The sequence below is a fragment of the Pseudonocardia asaccharolytica DSM 44247 = NBRC 16224 genome (genome assembly GCF_000423625.1).
Classification (GTDB): Bacteria; Actinomycetota; Actinomycetes; order Mycobacteriales; family Pseudonocardiaceae; genus Pseudonocardia; species Pseudonocardia asaccharolytica.
Map to the genome: position 1 here is coordinate 1 of NZ_AUII01000027.1, position 14,785 is coordinate 14,785.

A 14,785-nucleotide genomic window follows, 5' to 3' on the forward strand; every position below is an offset into this window, starting at 1 on the left:
GTCAAGCGCGGTATGGCCGAGATGCTCAAGGGTGGGGTGATCATGGATGTGGTCACTCCGGAGCAGGCGAAGATCGCCGAGGATGCCGGGGCGGTCGCGGTGATGGCCTTGGAGCGGGTGCCGGCGGATATCCGGGCGCAGGGTGGGGTGGCCCGGATGAGTGATCCGGACATGATCGCCGGGATCGTGGAGGCGGTGTCGATCCCGGTGATGGCCAAGGCGCGGATCGGGCATTTCGTCGAGGCGCAGGTGCTGCAGGCGCTCGGGGTGGATTACGTGGATGAGTCGGAGGTGTTGACCCCGGCGGACGAGGCGCATCACATCGACAAGTGGGCGTTCACGGTGCCGTTCGTGTGTGGGGCGACGAATCTGGGGGAGGCGTTGCGGCGGATCGCCGAGGGGGCGGCGATGGTCCGGTCGAAGGGGGAGGCCGGGACCGGGAACATCGTGGAGGCGACCCGGCACATGCGGGCGATCCGGGGGGAGATTCGCCGGTTGGGCGGGTTGGACGGGGCGGAGTTGTTCGGGGCGGCCAAGGCGTGGGCCGCGCCGGTGGAGTTGGTGGCCGAGGTGGCCCGGGCGGGGCGGTTGCCGGTGGTGTTGTTCACCGCGGGGGGGATCGCGACGCCGGCGGATGCGGCGATGATGATGCAGTTGGGTGCGGAGGGGGTGTTCGTGGGGTCGGGCATCTTCAAGTCGGGGGATCCGGCGCAGCGGGCGGCGGCGATCGTGAAGGCCACCACGTTCTACGACGATCCGGATGTGTTGGCGAAGGTGTCGCGGGGGTTGGGGGAGGCGATGGTGGGGATCAACATCCCGGATCTGCCGACCGAGCAGCGCTACGCCGATCGCGGCTGGTGAGCACGCCCCGTCGCTGAGCGGCACGTGAGCGGCTCAAGTACCACGAAGGACGTCCGGGCGATCCGTCGACCTGAGATGCGGCCGACCGTGGCGGATCCCTTCGTACTGGTGCACGGTGCGAGCCACGGGGCTGGTGCCGGACCCGCGTCGCGCGGCCGCTGCGCGCCGCGGGCCACGAGGTGCATACCCCGACGCTCACCGGACTCGGCAAACGGACCCACCTGCTCACCCCCGACGTCGGGCCGGATCTGCAGGTACGCGACATCGCCGCGGTGCTCGAAGGGGAGGAGCTGTCCGGGGAGGAGCGCAGCAATCATCACTCGTTCGGGCTCTCGATGTCCGCCTGCCCACTCGTCCCACCGCTCGACAGATCACAGATACCGGTCGGCGCGCACCGGGCGGAATCTCGACAGCGGTATGTAGCTCTCCCGTGGTTCGGGTGATCACACGGTTCGGTGGTTTGCCCGGTGCCCATCACGATCCGGAAATAGTCTCCGCCGCGACAGTGTGACGTGTGTGGCGGAGGGGACAGATGAGGCGATATCTGACGATCGGGGCCATCGTTGCCGCAACGGTGCTCTGCGGTTCCATGGTCGCCTTCGCCCAACCGGCGCCGCCGCCGGTGGAGGACTGCACCCCGGCCGCGCCTCCGACCGGGTCGCCGGCCGAGCCCTCGACCGTGTCGCCGACCATGCCGCCGGCCGCGCCGGGGGCCACCTCGCTCCCGGCGGTTCCGCTCGCGGCGACGCCTGCGCCACCGTCGCCCGCGGTCGACCCCACGTCGGCCGCCGGCCTCCCTGCGCCGACGCCATCGGCCACGCCGGTCCCGGCCACGCCCGACCCGTGCGCCCCGGCGGGCGGCCGGTCAGCGGGATACGAGACCAGTGCGGCGGCGATTCACCGCTGGGGTATGCCCAACCGCGTCGACGAGTTCGACGGCACGTCGCTGTCGCAGGCCTGGGAGGTCTACGACGGTCCCGGCCACGCCGGCAACGGGCGGCGGACGCCCGATGCGGTCAGCGTCGAGAACGGGATCCTGACCATCACCGGTGACTCGCACGGCAATACGGCGGGCATGGCGTGGAATCCGGGCCAGAAGTACGGCCGCTGGGAGGGCCGGGTGCGCGCACCCGCCAGCGACCCTTCCTACAACGCGCTGCTGCTGCTCTGGCCGGATGCGGAGGACTTCCCGGTCGGCGGGGAGATCGACTTCATGGAGATGATGGATCACACCCGCCAGGAGACGCACGTCTTCCTGCACTACGGGGCGAGCAACTCCCAGGTCAGCGGCTCGGTCACGATCGACGCCACACGGTGGCACAACTGGGCGGTCGAGTGGACCCCCACCCACGTCGCGGCGTTCGTCGACGGCAATGAATGGTGGCGCACCACCGATACGAGCATCCTGCCGCCCGGCCCGATGCATCTGTGCATCCAGCTGGACTGGTTCCCCAGCGGCGGAAGCGTCCAGGAGTCGACCATGCACGTCGACTGGGTCAAGCAGTATTCGTTGAGCCCGCAGGAACTCACCGAGGACGCCACCGCGGACATCGGCAACGCTGTCCGGGAGGGCGGAGCCGACCCGGCGACCATCCAGCGCCGGGTCACGGATGGGCTGCCGGGCGGCGGCACCGGTGGGCTCGTGCCACACGCGGTGCCCGCGCCGCGGGGCTGAGCGGCAGGGTCGGCCGGTCAGACGTACTCCATGACCAGCACCGCCCCGGCGCCCGGCTCCAGCGCCGTATAGCGGTGCGGCCGATCGCCGGGGAAGCAGGCATAGTCGCCGGGCCCGAGCTCGACCTCCTCGCCCTCCGGTCCGGCCTGCCAGCGACCGGCCGTCACGAGCAGATGCTCGGTGGTGCCGCGGATATGCGCGTGTGCCGCCCGCGGCGGCCCCGGCTCCCCGGTGATGTGGTGCAGATCGCGGCGGGCGCCCGGCGGGCAGGCCGCCAGCAGGGTGCTGGTGAACCGGGCCTGGTCGGACGCGATGGCGTGTCCCTCGCCGGCCCTGATGACCCGGACCGGCCGGGTGGGCGGGTCGACGAGCCGGCTGAACGGGACGTCGAGGGCGACCGCCAGCGCCCACAGCGTCTCCACGCTCGGGTTGCCCGCCGCCGCCTCCAGCTGGGACAGCGTCGACTTCGCGATTCCGGCTCGGCGGGCCAGCTCCGCGAGCGACACCCCGAGCCGATCCCGTTCCCGCCGCAGCGCGATCGCGATCGTCTCCAGAGGGCTCGTTCGGTTCATCCATCTCCTCGTTCGGTTTGACGAACGCATGACGAGCGTTCAGTGTAGGGTACGTGCGTTCGCTCTATCGAACACTCACGCGCGACGACCTGCGTGACGCCCTCGCCCTCGCGGCCGCCCTCGGGGTGGTGGGCGCGTCCTTCGGTGCGCTGGCCGCGGCGGCGGGCTTTCCGGTCGGGCTGACCCTCGCCATGTCGCTGTTGGTCTTCGCCGGCGGCTCGCAGTTCCTCATGGTCGCCATCGTCGCCGGGGGCGGCGGGGCGGCCGCCGCGGTCGCGGCGGGACTGCTGCTCAACGCGCGGCACCTGCCGTTCGGGCTCGCGATGGGTGATGCCGTGGCCGACCGATGGCCGGCCCGCCTGCTCGGGACCCACGTGATGATCGACGAATCGGTCGCCTTCTCCCGGGCGCGCGGCAGCGGCCCGCGCGCCCGGGCGAGCTACTGGCTGTGCGGGGCGCTGTTCTTCGTGCTGTGGAACGTGGGCACGGTTCTCGGTGTGCTCGCCGGATCCGCGGTGCCCGACCCGGCGGCGTTCGGCGTCGACGCCGCGTTCCCCGCGGGCCTGCTCGCGCTGCTGCTGCCCACGCTGCGCCACCCCGATGCCCGCCGGGTCGGTCTCGGGGCCGCGGTCTCCTCCCTCGTCGTATCCCCGTTCCTGCCCGCCGGGCTGCCGGTGCTGATCGGCCTCGCGGGCCTGCTCCTGCTCCCCGCGAGTCGCGGTATTTCAGAGGGTGAGTCGCGGTGACGTGGGCAGCGGTTCTCACGCTCGCTGCCGGGACGTACCTGCTGCGGCTGGCCGGGGTGGTGCTGCGCAACCGGGTCGAGGTGCCCGAGCGCGTGGAGCGTTACGTCGACCTCGGCGCGACGGCCCTGCTCGTCGCGCTGGTTGCGACGGCCGCGCTCACCGAGGCCGGCGATTTCGTCGGCTGGGCCCGTCCGGCCGGCGTCGCGGTCGGCGCGCTCGCTGCCTGGCGGAAGGTCCCGTTCGTGATCGTGGTGGTGCTGGCGGCTGGGACGACCGCCGGGATGCGCGCGCTCGGAGTGCCCTGACCGTGTTCGTCCTGAGTAGATCGTCTATGGAGTGGTTCACGCTCATGTGGACGATTGCGCGACCGCCCCATAGGGTGATCGCGCAGTGACCGCTGAGCGCAGATGAAGAACCGCTTGCCCGAAACATCCGACCGGTAAGCGGAACGTTTGCGCTGTTCGAGTGTCTGATCTTGCGATCTTGTCCTGCCTGTGCATGCCATCCGAATGGCGGATCCACTGTGGACGAAATGGGGCATAGCCTCGGTGATCGTCATGAAGATGATCAACCGGACGGGAGTGCTCCATGCGGCGGATCGCCGTGGTCGGTGCCATGCTGGTGATGGCGTTGCTGGGCAATGCGACGGCGGCGGTGGCCGCCGAGGGAACAAGGGGCACCGCGCTGTCGGCGGGAGCGGAGACGAGCGCGGCCGTCCGCTACGGATGGGGGGCCCCGTCGCGCACGGAGGAGTTCAACGGTCCGCTCGGCTCGAACTGGTCCGTCTATGACGGCCCCGGCCACGCCGGCAACGGGCGACGCAGCCCGAGCGCGGTGACGGTGCGCGACGGCATCCTGACGATCACCGGCGATTCGGCGGGCACCACCGCGGGGATGGCCTGGGAACCAGGCCAGAAGTACGGCCGCTGGGAGGGCAGGGTCCGGGTCCCGGCGGGTGACCGGTCCTACAACGCACTGTTGCTCCTGTGGCCCGATGCGGAGAACTTCCCGGTCGGCGGCGAGGTCGACTTCATGGAAATGATGGAGCCGACCCGTCAGCTGGTCCACGGCTTCCTGCACTTCGGCCCGCAGAACTCGCAGGTCTCCAGTTCGGTGCGGGTGGACGGCACGCAGTGGCACAACTGGGCCGTCGAATGGACCCCCGACCACATCGTCATGTTCGTCGACGGCCGCGAGTGGTGGCGGATCACCGACCGGTCGATCCTGCCGCCCGGGCCGATGCACCTGTGCATCCAGCTGGACTGGTTCCCCAAGGGTGGGCCGGTGCGCGAGTCGCGGATGGAGGTCGACTGGGTCAAGCAGTATCCGCTGCGGTCGTCGTCGGCCGGGGCGGCGTCGACCACCACGACAGCGGTTCCGCCGGTGACCTCGACGGTCCCGACCCCGGCCACGACGACGCCCCCGGCCACGACGACGCCCCCGGCCACGACGACGCCCCCGGCCACGACGACGCCCCCGGCCACGACGACGCCCCCGGCCACGCCGCCCAGCCCGCCATGGCGGCCCGGTGCGGCCGCCGGGTCGACCGGTGCTCCGCTGACCGTCGACGCCGTGGCCAGCTGGGTTCAGGCGCAGCTGCGGTGGACGTCGTCCCAGATCTGGCTGCGTCTCCTCGGCGGCAGCGGTCGGCCGACGCCGGGCAGCTGAGCCCGGACGGACACGTGAGCGGCGCAAGCGTCAACCAGCGGCGCCTGCGCCGCTCACGTGCGGTCTGGGCGGAGCGCGCGCCGCTCACGCAGGTCGGCGGGCTGGGGCGTGACCAGCCGGCGCGCGGCCGGGGTGAGCAGCAGCGTGGCCACCACCGCGGCGATCACGGCGAGCCCGGCCAGCGCGCCGGCGAAGCCGTTCGCGCCCCGGGCCAGCGACAGCAGCACCGGGGCGCCGAAGCCGAGGTAGGCACAGGCGTAGAAGGTGCCGGTGAGCGCGCCGCGCGCGGTCGGCGACGCGATCTGCGCGGTCAGCGTGAGCCCGGCCGCGAGACACAGCCCGTAGGCCACGCCGAGCAGCACCGAGACCGGGACGAGCAGCGGCCAGCTGCCCAGCGCATCGGCGAGCAGGCTCAGCCCGAGCCCGCCCGCGCCGACCGCGACGCCGACCGGGCCGGCCAGCGTCGCACCGAGCCTGCGGACGAGTGGTTGCGCGATCACCCCGGTGCCCAGTGTGATCCCCGACACGATCCCGGTGACCGCCACCGCGATACCCGGCATCGCCGGGACGAGCTGCAGCGGCAGCACGGTGACCGCCGTCGAGGGGAAGGTGAACACCGCGACCGCGATCGGTGCCACCACCAGCACGAACGGCCATCGCGCCGCCGCCGGCACGCCGAGGTGGACCAGCGGGCCCCCCAGCCGCCGCCGCTGCCGCGGCAGCGTCTCCGGGATGATCGGGAGCAGGGCGAGCCCGACGAGCATCAGCGCGACGTGCACCGCGAACGGCAGCACAGTCGGCCACGGCGCCCACTGGGCGAGCAGTCCGGTGACGAGCGGGCCCACGGCCCAGCCGCCACCCAGCGCCGCGGTGGTCAGCCGGGCCGAACGGGCGGCGGCCGCGGGGTGGGTGCCGACCAGCTCGCCGAGCCACGCCGTGCCGATGCTGAACACCACCCCGGACACCGCGCCCTGCAGGAAGCGTCCGGCGAACAGCACGAACGTCGAGGACGCCGCGCCCAGGAACAGCAGGGAGGTCAGCGCGGCGAGTACCACGAACGGGACGACGACCGGTTTGCGGCCGAACCGGTCCGACGCCGGCCCGGCCAGCAGCAACGCAGGCACGAGCCCGGCCGCGTACACGCCGAATGCGCTGGTCAGCTGGGTGGGTGAGAGCCCGAGCAGGTCCTGGTAGATCAGCAGCAGTGGGGTGGGAACGTTGGTGCCGTATGCGACGACGAAGACGACTGCCCACAGCGCGGCGGGGGCGGACCAGCGTCGTAGCACCCGCCCAGGCTACGAGCCCAGTGACGCGGGCGCCCCCTCGTACCGCGCGAAGCCGCGGCTGAACGTCGCGGTACCCGAGGTCATCGCCCGCAGGTCCACCGCGTAGCGCACCAGTTCGGTGGCCGGGACCTCGGCGCGGACCAGGGTGCGCCCGGCGCCGGCGACGTCCGTGCCGAGCACGCGTCCGCGCCGGGACGACAGGTCACCGAGCACGGAGCCGAGGTGCTCGTCGGGAATGCGGACGGTGACCTCGTCGAGGGGTTCCAGCAGCGTCGTTCCGCACGCCTCGGCGGCCTCCCGCAGCGCCAGCGCGCCCGCGGTCTGGAATGCGGCGTCGGAGGAGTCGACGCTGTGCGCCTTTCCGTCCACCAGCCTCGCCCGCACGTCGACGACCGGGTGGGCGGTCTCGCCGCCCGCGGCCAGGCCGCGTTCGAGCTGGGCGCGGATGCCCTTCTCGACACTCGGGATGAACTGCGTGGGCACCGCGCCGCCGACCACCTTGGACTCGAACTCGAAGCCGGCTCCGCGGGGCAGCGGCTCGAACTCGATGTGGCACACCGCGTACTGGCCGTGCCCGCCGGACTGTTTGACGTGCCGTCCGGTGACCCGTCCGGCGCGGGCCAGAGTGACCCGCATCGGCACCTTGACCGGTTCGGTGTCGACCTCGGCCCCGCCGGCCCGCAGGCGGGACAGCACGACGTCGGCATGCGCCTCGCCCATGCACCACAACACCGTCTGGTGGGTCTCGGAGTTGCGTTCCAGGCGCAGCGTCGGATCGGCCGCCACGAGCCGCGACAGCGTCTTGACCAGCGCATCCTCGTCGCCCCGGGAGCGGGCGACGACCGCGACGGGCAGCAGCGGGTCGGGCAGGTCCCATGGCTGCAGCAGCAGCGGGTGGTCGCTGGCGGAGACGGTGTCACCGGTCTCGGCCGTGCCGAGCTTGGTGAGTGCGCAGATATCGCCCGCGATGCAGCCGTCGACCTCGCGCAGGGTGGCCCCGAGCGGGGAGTAGACGTGGGCGAGCCGCTCGTCGGTGTCGTGGCCGTCGGCGCCGCCCCGTGCGTCCGCGGTGCGCTGCGCCGGCAGGTGCCCGCTCACGTGCACCGTGGCATCGGGTCGCAGCGTGCCGGAGAACACCCGCACCAGCGACACCCGGCCGACGTAGGCGTCGGCGGAGGTCCGCACGACCTCGGCGGCCAGCGGACCGGACGGGTCGGCGGTGAGGACCGGATGCTCGGCGCCGTCCACCCCCGACACCGACGGCAGCGGGTGTCCCAGCGGTGACGGGAAGCCGCCGATGACCAGTTCGAGCAGCGCGTCGAGGCCGATCCTGCTGTGCGCGCAGGCGGGGATCACCGGGTGGAACGAGCCGCGCGCGACGGCCTTCTCCAGGTCCGCGGTGAGCGTCGCGACGTCGATCTGTTCGCCGTCGAGATAGCGCTCCATGAGGGTCTCGTCCTCGGACTGCTCGATGATCCCCTCGATGAGCGCGGCGCGGGCGTCCGCGGCCCCCTCGGGCGCAGCGTCCTGCGGGGTCTGCGACAGCAGCCCGTAGAGGCCGGTCAGCCCGCCGTCGTCGGCGCGGATCGGCAGGTAGAGCGGGATGACGCCGGTACCGAACGCGTCCTGGCAGGCGGCCGTGGTGGCCTCCAGGGCGGCGCGGGCATGATCGCAGCGGGCGATCACCACAGCCCGCGGCATGCCGACCGCGGCGCATTCCTCCCACTGCTCGACGGTGGCCGGGTCGATGGTGCCCTCGTGGCCCTCCGCGGCGGAGATGACGAACAGGGCGGCGTCGGCGGCGCGCAGGCCCGCGCGCAGCTCGCCGACGAAGTCGCCGTATCCGGGGGTGTCGATCAAGTTGATCTTGATGTCCTCGTGCAGGAGCGGCGCCACCGAGAGCGCGACCGATCGCTGCTGGCGGACCGCGGCGGGATCGTGATCGCAGACCGTGGTGCCGTCGAGGACGGTGCCCTGCCTGGTGATCGCACCGGTGTGCGCGAGCAGCGCCTCCACCAGCGTCGTCTTTCCCGAGCCGCTGGGCCCGACGAGGACCACATTGCGCACCCGGGCGGGATCGGCGACGGCCGGTACCCGGGACGACCCGGCTCCCGCGCGCTGCCCGCTGTCTGCTCTGACGGCCATATCGACCACCCCCGGAACCGGAGTCGCAACACTGCGCTGGTGTGTCCGATTTCACTCCACTTGGCGGGACAACTCAACCCCTGCGCGGCGCGGGGGTTGCAACGGCAACCGGGGTAGGTTGCGGATGTGCCGATCCCCGGACCCGGATACGCCATCACCGCGCGGGTGGAGGCACCCGCCTCCGCCAGCGCCGCGGGCGACCTCGCGCTGGCGGTCGGACGGGTCGGCGGCGTCGTCACCGCCTTCGACGTGGTCGAGGCGGCGACCGGCCACGTCGTGGTGGACCTCAGCTGCAATGTGGTCAACGAAACCCACGTCAGCGCGATCACCGCCGCTCTCGAGGCGCTCGACGGGGTCCGCGTCCGGAAGGTCTCGGACCGCACGTTCCTGGTGCACCTCGGCGGCAAGCTGGAGGTGCAGTCCAAGGTCAGCCTGCGCAACCGTGACGACCTGTCCCGCGCCTACACCCCCGGCGTCGCCCGAGTGTGCCGGGCGATCGCGGCCCACCCCGCCGACGCCCGGCGGCTCACGATCAAGCGCAACACCGTCGCCGTCGTCAGCGACGGGTCGGCGGTGCTGGGGCTCGGCAATCTCGGCGCCGCCGCGGCGATGCCGGTGATGGAGGGCAAGGCGGCGCTGTTCAAACGGTTCGCCGGGGTCGACGCCTGGCCGGTCTGCCTGGACACCCAGGACACCGAGGAGATCATCCGCACCGTGCAGGTGATCGCGCCGGCCTACGGCGGGATCAACCTGGAGGACATCGCCGCGCCGCGCTGCTTCGAGATCGAGCGCAGGCTGCGCGCGCTGCTCGACATCCCGGTCTTCCACGACGATCAGCACGGCACCGCCGTCGTGGTGCTCGGCGCGCTGCGCAACGCGCTGCGGGTGGTGGGCAAGAAGCTCGCCGACTGCCGGATCGTGATCTGCGGTGCAGGCGCGGCCGGGTCGGCGATCATTCGGCTGCTGACCGCGGAGAGCACCGCCGACATCCTGGCCGTCGACGTCGACGGGATCGTGCACCGCGACCGGCCGGGGCTGGATGAGAACCTGCGCTCCATCGCCGCCCGAACCAACATCCACAACCGCCGCGGCGCGCTCGCCGACGCGCTCGTGGGCGCCGACGTGTTCATCGGGGTGTCGGCCCCGAACCTGTTCGGCGCCGCCGAGGCCGCCGGGATGGCGGAGAACGCGATCATCTTCGCGCTGGCCAACCCGGAACCGGAGATCGACCCGATGATCGCGCACCAGCATGCGGCCGTTGTGGCCACCGGTCGTTCCGACTACCCGAACCAGATCAACAACGTGCTCGCGTTCCCCGGGGTGTTCCGCGGGCTGCTCGACGCGCAGGCGTGCGATATCACCGACGCGATGCTGCTGGCCGCCTCCGCCGCGATCGCCGACGTGGTGGCCGAACCGAACCCCTCGTTCATCGTGCCCAGCGTCTTCGATGCCGCGGTGGTCCCGGCGGTGGCCGCGGCGGTCCGCACCGCGGCATCGGCGTGATCACCGTTTCGGAGCCCGCGGCCGCGATCGGCGCGGCGGCCGGATCCCAATCGGCGATCTTCGCCGGGGCGAGGCTGCGGTCACGTCGCTGACGGCCGCGGCGGGCGGCTGACTACGCTGGCTGTCTGTGGTGGAGTCCAAGACCGGTTCCGACCTGACCGTCGGTGTCCTCGCCCTGCAGGGTGACGTTCGCGAGCACCTGGCCGCGCTGACCGCATGCGGCCTGCGGGCGGCACCGGTGCGCCGTCCCGCCGAGCTCGACGCCATCGACGCCATCGTGCTGCCCGGCGGGGAGTCGACCACGATGAGTCGGCTGCTGGAGACCTTCGAGCTGCTCGAACCGCTGCGCGCCCGGATCGCGGCCGGGATGCCCGCCTACGGTTCGTGTGCCGGGATGATCCTGCTCGCCGCCGAGGTCCTCGACGGGCGCCCGGACCAGCAGCAGCTCGGCGGCCTCGATGTCGTCGTCCGGCGCAACGCCTTCGGCCGGCAGGTCGACTCGTTCGAGACCGATCTCGTCCTCGACGGTATCGGCGGCGACCCGATCCGCGCGGTGTTCATCCGCGCGCCCTGGGTCGAGAAGACCGGCGCGGACGTCGAGATCCTCGCGACCGTGCCCGCGGTGAGCGGTGCGGGCGCCGCGGCGGGGCAGGTCGTCGCCGTGCGCCAGGGCCGGGTGCTGGCCACCGCGTTCCACCCCGAGCTGACGGGCGACCGCCGGATGCACGCGCTGTTCTGCGACATCGTGCGCGAGGCGGCAGGCGGCGACCACGGTTGAGCCCCGCGGCCGCGCTTCGGCCGTGCGGAGCAGCGTCGGTGCCCTCGGTAGGATTGACGGCTGCCGACGGCGTCGACGGTATCGGTTGACGCAGCCGGTTGACGCAGGTGAACAGCAGAAGGGGAGCACGTCGATGAGCGGCCACTCCAAGTGGGCGACGACCAAGCACAAGAAGGCCGTTGTCGACGCCCGGCGAGGCAAGATGTTCGCCAAGCTGATCAAGAACATCGAGGTTGCGGCGCGCACCGGCGGCGGCGACCCGGACGGCAACCCGACGCTCTACGACGCCATCCAGAAGGCCAAGAAGAGCTCGGTGCCCAACGACAACATCGACCGTGCGGTCAAGCGCGGCTCGGGCGCCGACGCCGGCGGGGCCGACTACCAGGCGATCACCTACGAGGGGTACGCCCCGAACGGCGTCGCGCTGCTCATCGAGTGCCTCACCGACAACCGCAACCGCGCGGCCACCGAGGTCCGCACGGCGATGAACCGCAACGGCGGTCAGATGGCCGACCCCGGCTCGGTGTCGTATCTGTTCACCCGCAAGGGCGTCGTCATCGTGCCGAAGGGCGACCTCGCCGAGGACGATCTGCTGCTGGCGGTGCTGGAGGCGGGCGCCGAGGAGGTCAACGACCTCGGGGAGAGCTTCGAGGTCATCTCCGAGCCGGGAGACCTGGTGGCGGTGCGGACCGCGCTGCAGGAGGCGGGGATCGACTACGACTCGGCGGATCCCACGTTCGTGCCGTCGATGCAGGTCCCGCTCGACGTCGAGGGGGCCAAGAAGGTGTTCCGGCTGATCGAAGCCCTCGAGGACAGCGACGACGTGCAGAACGTGTACTCGAACTTCGACGTGTCCGACGAGACGCTGGCGTTGCTGGAGGCGTAGCCGGTCCGGGAAGGGCGGCTCTGGACGGTGTCGTTGCGCCGTTGGCGCATCTGCGGAGGTACTCACGGCGGATCCGGTCGCACCAGCCCGTGCCGGTAGGCCAGTGACACCAGATGCGCGCGGTCCCGCACGCCGAGCTTGGTCAGTGCCCTGCTGATGTGGATCTTCGTGACGGCCGGGCTGATGACCAGCCGCCGGGTGATCTCCCCGTTGCTCAGGCCTTCGGCGACCAGCGCGACCACCTCGCGCTCGCGGGCGGTGAGCCCGGAGAACACGTTCTCGTCGACGGTGAGCGGCGGTGGCGCCGCCAGCTTGGCGATCAGCCTGCGGGTCAGTCCGGGCGCCAGCAGCTCCTCCCCGCCGGCCACCACTCTGATCCTACGCAACAGCCGGGCGGGATCGTGTTTTCTTCAGCAGGAAACCACTCGCGCCCGCGTTGATCCCCTCGACCGCGTAGGAATCCTCGTCGAACGTCGTCAGGATGAGGATGCGCACGGCCGCGAGTTCCGGGTCCGCGCTGATCCGCCGGATGCCCTCCGCCCCGTCGGTGCCCGGCATCCGGATGTCCATCAGCACCACGTCGGGCCGGGCCGCGCGGGCGAGCTCGGCCGCCGTGGCCCGTCGCCAGCCCTCACCGACCACCTCCATGTCGTCCTCGGACTCGATGAGCACGCGGAAACCGGCCCGCACGAGCGCCTGGTCGTCCGCGACCGGGGCGAGACGTCGCACACTCACGGTGGCGGCGACCGCCGCGGCCCGCACCACGGCGCCCGCGCCGAGCGAGCCCGCAGGCCCGCCGGGGCCGATGTGTGCGGCTCGGGTTCGGGCCACGATCGATTCATCCGATTCCGCTGAACCCGCAGGGCATCCGGCCCATCGGTGGAAAGCCGCCGATGGCGCGAATTGCTCGCGATCGACGCCGCGGGATCGACGCCATGGGAAACGAGTGAGAAACGAAATGATGGCGAGAATTCTCGGGGACGTTGTCGGACTCGTCGTCGGAGCCATTGCCGGCGCGGTGCTGTTCGACCAGGGGCCGGGCCATCGTCGGTGCGGCGGTCGGCGCGACGGCCGGGTCGGTCGCGGCACGGCGCAACCGACCCGGCTCGTCGGCGACGCACGGGAACATCGACGACGATGACCGGACGGAGCGGTAGACGTGCCGCTGCGGACAACGGTGCAGCGACCACGCGGGGCGGCACCCGAGCGGGTGCCGCCCCGGATCTGGTTCCGCTGCGGATCACCGCGGTATCGGCCGCCGCGGTGCTCCTGGCGCAACCGGTGTGGGCCGGTCTCTTCATCACCGGGCAGGTGTCGTACCTGGGTGCGCACGGCGGGGGCGCCTTCGTCGCACTGCTGCTGGTGCTGTGTCAACTCGTCGCCGTGCTCGTGCTATGGCGGCCGGGGCACGGCAGCCCCGGGCCGGTGCTGTACTCCGTCGCGGAGCTCGGCCTGGTGATCACGCAGATGGCGCTCGGCGGCGCCCGGGTGCTGGCGGTGCACATCCCGCTCGGGGTGGCGCTGATCGGGACGGCGCTGCTGTTCGCGCGGTGGGCCTGTTCGGACCGGGGCGCCCGGCGGCGCGGGCGGGCGGCCCGATGAGCCCGATGAGCCCGAGATGGAGACCCTGCGGCGCGCACAGTCCGCGACGACCCGCCAGTTCGACTTCCGCCGCATGTCCGTCGACGGCTACGACGAGCAGGTGTGGACGATCAACGGTCAGGTGTTCAGCCCGACCACCATCCTGGCCCGGCCGCGGCTGGACACCGTGGAGCTGTGGCGGTTCACCAGCGACTTCCACCACCCGATCCACACCCACCTGGCGCACTTCCAGGTCGTCGGCCGCGACGGCGGATCCCCGGACCCGGCCGACGCCGGTTGGAAGGACGTCGTCGACCTGCGCCCGTACGAGGTGGTGGAGGTGCTGGTGCGCTTTCGCGGCTACCGCGGCCGCTACGTGCTGCGCTGCCACCACCTCGAACACGAGGACATGGCCATGATGGCCAACTTCCAGGTCACCTGAGCTCACCGGGGAAACCGCCGCGCCGGGCGGACGTCCCCGGTACCCGGGATCCAGGGGACCCACAGGAAACTCCATGATGAACGGTGTGGAAGCCGAAACCGCCGTGCCCGCGGCCGCCGGTGCCGAGGTGCGGGTCGCCCCGCTCGGCGCCGAGTACGCGGGCGAGGCCTGGACCGTGCAGCGGGCCGCCTATGTCGCGGAGGCGCAGCGCTACTGCGCCCAGATCCCGCCGCTGGTCGAGACGCTCGCCACGGTGCGGGCCGAGCTGGCCCGCGCCGACGGTCCCGAGCTGGTCGCCCGCGGTGCGTGGCTGGGTCCGCGCCTGGTGGGGTCGGTCCGCGGCCGGATCGACGGCGACCGGATGGAGGTGTCCCGCTTCGCCGTCGCGCCGGACGTGCAGCATCGCGGCATCGGGCGCGCGCTGCTGGCCGCTGTGCACGCGGCCGCCCCGCCGCCGGTGCGGACGTTCTGGCTGGTGGCGGCGGCGGGCAGCGAGGACAACCTCCGGTTCTACGCCGCGGCCGGCTACCGGGTCGTCGATCACCTCGTCGACCACCTCGGCGTCACGCTCGCGCGGATGGAGCGCCCGGCCCGCTGATCACCTCGCGGGTGCGGGCCTGTCGGTGTCCGGTCCTAGACTCG

At 72.2% G+C, this 14,785-nt stretch carries 15 protein-coding genes and 1 pseudogene; 12 read left to right on the forward strand and 4 right to left on the reverse strand.

The window, feature by feature from the left end; all coding sequences use genetic code 11:
• The 3 genes from pdxS to G567_RS30195 form a co-directional block, all read left to right on the forward strand.
• The coding region (gene pdxS, locus G567_RS0120625; RefSeq protein WP_028931480.1) for a pyridoxal 5'-phosphate synthase lyase subunit PdxS at window positions 1-861 on the forward strand (861 nt) is incomplete at its 5' end.
• Window positions 862-1,040: 179 nt separating this feature from the next.
• The gene (locus G567_RS35660) at window positions 1,041-1,304 is read left to right on the forward strand and encodes a hypothetical protein (protein ID WP_028931481.1); all 264 of its coding nucleotides are present in this window, start codon (window positions 1,041-1,043) and stop codon (window positions 1,302-1,304) included.
• Between the two features lie 467 nt (window positions 1,305-1,771).
• Window positions 1,772-2,536 carry a glycoside hydrolase family 16 protein gene (locus G567_RS30195; RefSeq protein WP_051233352.1) on the forward strand — a complete coding sequence of 255 codons (765 nt, stop codon included), beginning with the start codon at window positions 1,772-1,774 and terminating at the stop codon, window positions 2,534-2,536.
• A gap of 17 nt (window positions 2,537-2,553) precedes the next feature.
• Here G567_RS30195 and G567_RS0120640 read toward each other — a convergent pair whose 3' ends face one another.
• Window positions 2,554-3,108, reverse strand: a complete 555-nt coding sequence (locus G567_RS0120640; RefSeq protein ID WP_028931482.1) for a helix-turn-helix domain-containing protein — start codon at window positions 3,106-3,108, stop codon at window positions 2,554-2,556.
• 53 nt (window positions 3,109-3,161) lie between these two features.
• Here G567_RS0120640 and G567_RS0120645 point away from each other — a divergent pair, with 53 nt between their 5' ends.
• The 3 genes from G567_RS0120645 (at window position 3,162) to G567_RS30200 (ending at window position 5,522) form a co-directional block, all read left to right on the forward strand.
• Window positions 3,162-3,854, forward strand: a complete 693-nt coding sequence (locus G567_RS0120645) for an AzlC family ABC transporter permease (protein ID WP_028931483.1) — start codon at window positions 3,162-3,164, stop codon at window positions 3,852-3,854.
• A complete protein-coding gene (locus G567_RS0120650; protein WP_028931484.1) occupies window positions 3,851-4,159 on the forward strand; it encodes an AzlD domain-containing protein in 309 nt (102 codons plus the stop codon). Before G567_RS0120645 ends, G567_RS0120650 begins: the two co-directional genes overlap by 4 nt.
• Window positions 4,160-4,442: 283 nt before the next feature.
• A complete protein-coding gene (locus G567_RS30200; RefSeq protein ID WP_051233353.1) occupies window positions 4,443-5,522 on the forward strand; it encodes a glycoside hydrolase family 16 protein in 1,080 nt (359 codons plus the stop codon).
• Window positions 5,523-5,575: 53 nt separating this feature from the next.
• Here the strand turns inward: G567_RS30200 and G567_RS30210 are convergent, their stop codons facing one another.
• Together G567_RS30210 and G567_RS0120665 are read right to left on the reverse strand one after the other, a co-directional pair.
• The gene (locus G567_RS30210; protein ID WP_211223988.1) at window positions 5,576-6,808 is read right to left on the reverse strand and encodes an MFS transporter; all 1,233 of its coding nucleotides are present in this window, start codon (window positions 6,806-6,808) and stop codon (window positions 5,576-5,578) included.
• A 9-nt stretch (window positions 6,809-6,817) separates the two neighbouring features.
• Window positions 6,818-8,953, reverse strand: a complete 2,136-nt coding sequence (locus tag G567_RS0120665; protein ID WP_028931485.1) for an elongation factor G-like protein EF-G2 — start codon at window positions 8,951-8,953, stop codon at window positions 6,818-6,820.
• A 126-nt stretch (window positions 8,954-9,079) separates the two neighbouring features.
• Between G567_RS0120665 and G567_RS0120670 the strand changes: the two genes are divergently transcribed.
• From G567_RS0120670 to G567_RS0120680, 3 genes are all read left to right on the forward strand, one after another.
• Window positions 9,080-10,456: an NAD-dependent malic enzyme gene (locus tag G567_RS0120670; RefSeq protein WP_028931486.1), complete on the forward strand. Its 1,377-nt coding sequence runs from the start codon at window positions 9,080-9,082 to the stop codon at window positions 10,454-10,456.
• A gap of 130 nt (window positions 10,457-10,586) precedes the next feature.
• On the forward strand, window positions 10,587-11,234 hold the full coding sequence (gene pdxT / locus G567_RS0120675) for a pyridoxal 5'-phosphate synthase glutaminase subunit PdxT (RefSeq protein WP_037057782.1): 648 nt from the start codon (window positions 10,587-10,589) through the stop codon (window positions 11,232-11,234).
• A 133-nt stretch (window positions 11,235-11,367) separates the two neighbouring features.
• The gene (locus G567_RS0120680) at window positions 11,368-12,120 is read left to right on the forward strand and encodes a YebC/PmpR family DNA-binding transcriptional regulator (RefSeq protein WP_028931488.1); all 753 of its coding nucleotides are present in this window, start codon (window positions 11,368-11,370) and stop codon (window positions 12,118-12,120) included.
• A 62-nt stretch (window positions 12,121-12,182) separates the two neighbouring features.
• On the opposite strand, the pseudogene G567_RS34445 reads toward G567_RS0120680, so the two are convergent.
• Window positions 12,183-12,855 (reverse strand): annotated as a pseudogene (locus tag G567_RS34445) (response regulator).
• Between the two features lie 402 nt (window positions 12,856-13,257).
• Here G567_RS34445 and G567_RS30220 point away from each other — a divergent pair.
• The 3 genes from G567_RS30220 (at window position 13,258) to G567_RS0120705 (ending at window position 14,741) form a co-directional block, all read left to right on the forward strand.
• Entirely contained in the window at window positions 13,258-13,722 is a 465-nt protein-coding gene (locus tag G567_RS30220) for a hypothetical protein (protein ID WP_051233354.1), read from the forward strand.
• Window positions 13,723-13,738: 16 nt separating this feature from the next.
• Window positions 13,739-14,143 carry a multicopper oxidase domain-containing protein gene (locus tag G567_RS30225; protein WP_051233355.1) on the forward strand — a complete coding sequence of 135 codons (405 nt, stop codon included), beginning with the start codon at window positions 13,739-13,741 and terminating at the stop codon, window positions 14,141-14,143.
• Between the two features lie 85 nt (window positions 14,144-14,228).
• A complete protein-coding gene (locus G567_RS0120705) occupies window positions 14,229-14,741 on the forward strand; it encodes a GNAT family N-acetyltransferase (protein ID WP_211223989.1) in 513 nt (170 codons plus the stop codon).
• Window positions 14,742-14,785: the final 44 nt, after the last annotated feature.

What these genes read in the sequence shown, in the direction of transcription:
- G567_RS30195 (WP_051233352.1), top strand. Translation starts at nt 1,772, where the DNA reads ATGCCCAACCGCGTCGACGAGTTCGACGGCACGTCGCTGTCGCAGGCC.
- G567_RS0120640 (WP_028931482.1), bottom strand. Translation starts at nt 3,108, where the DNA reads ATGAACCGAACGAGCCCTCTGGAGACGATCGCGATCGCGCTGCGGCGG.
- G567_RS30200 (WP_051233353.1), top strand. Translation starts at nt 4,443, where the DNA reads ATGCGGCGGATCGCCGTGGTCGGTGCCATGCTGGTGATGGCGTTGCTG.
- G567_RS0120665 (WP_028931485.1), bottom strand. Translation starts at nt 8,953, where the DNA reads ATGGCCGTCAGAGCAGACAGCGGGCAGCGCGCGGGAGCCGGGTCGTCC.
- G567_RS0120680 (WP_028931488.1), top strand. Translation starts at nt 11,368, where the DNA reads ATGAGCGGCCACTCCAAGTGGGCGACGACCAAGCACAAGAAGGCCGTT.
- G567_RS30220 (WP_051233354.1), top strand. Translation starts at nt 13,258, where the DNA reads ATGACCGGACGGAGCGGTAGACGTGCCGCTGCGGACAACGGTGCAGCG.
- G567_RS30225 (WP_051233355.1), top strand. Translation starts at nt 13,739, where the DNA reads ATGGAGACCCTGCGGCGCGCACAGTCCGCGACGACCCGCCAGTTCGAC.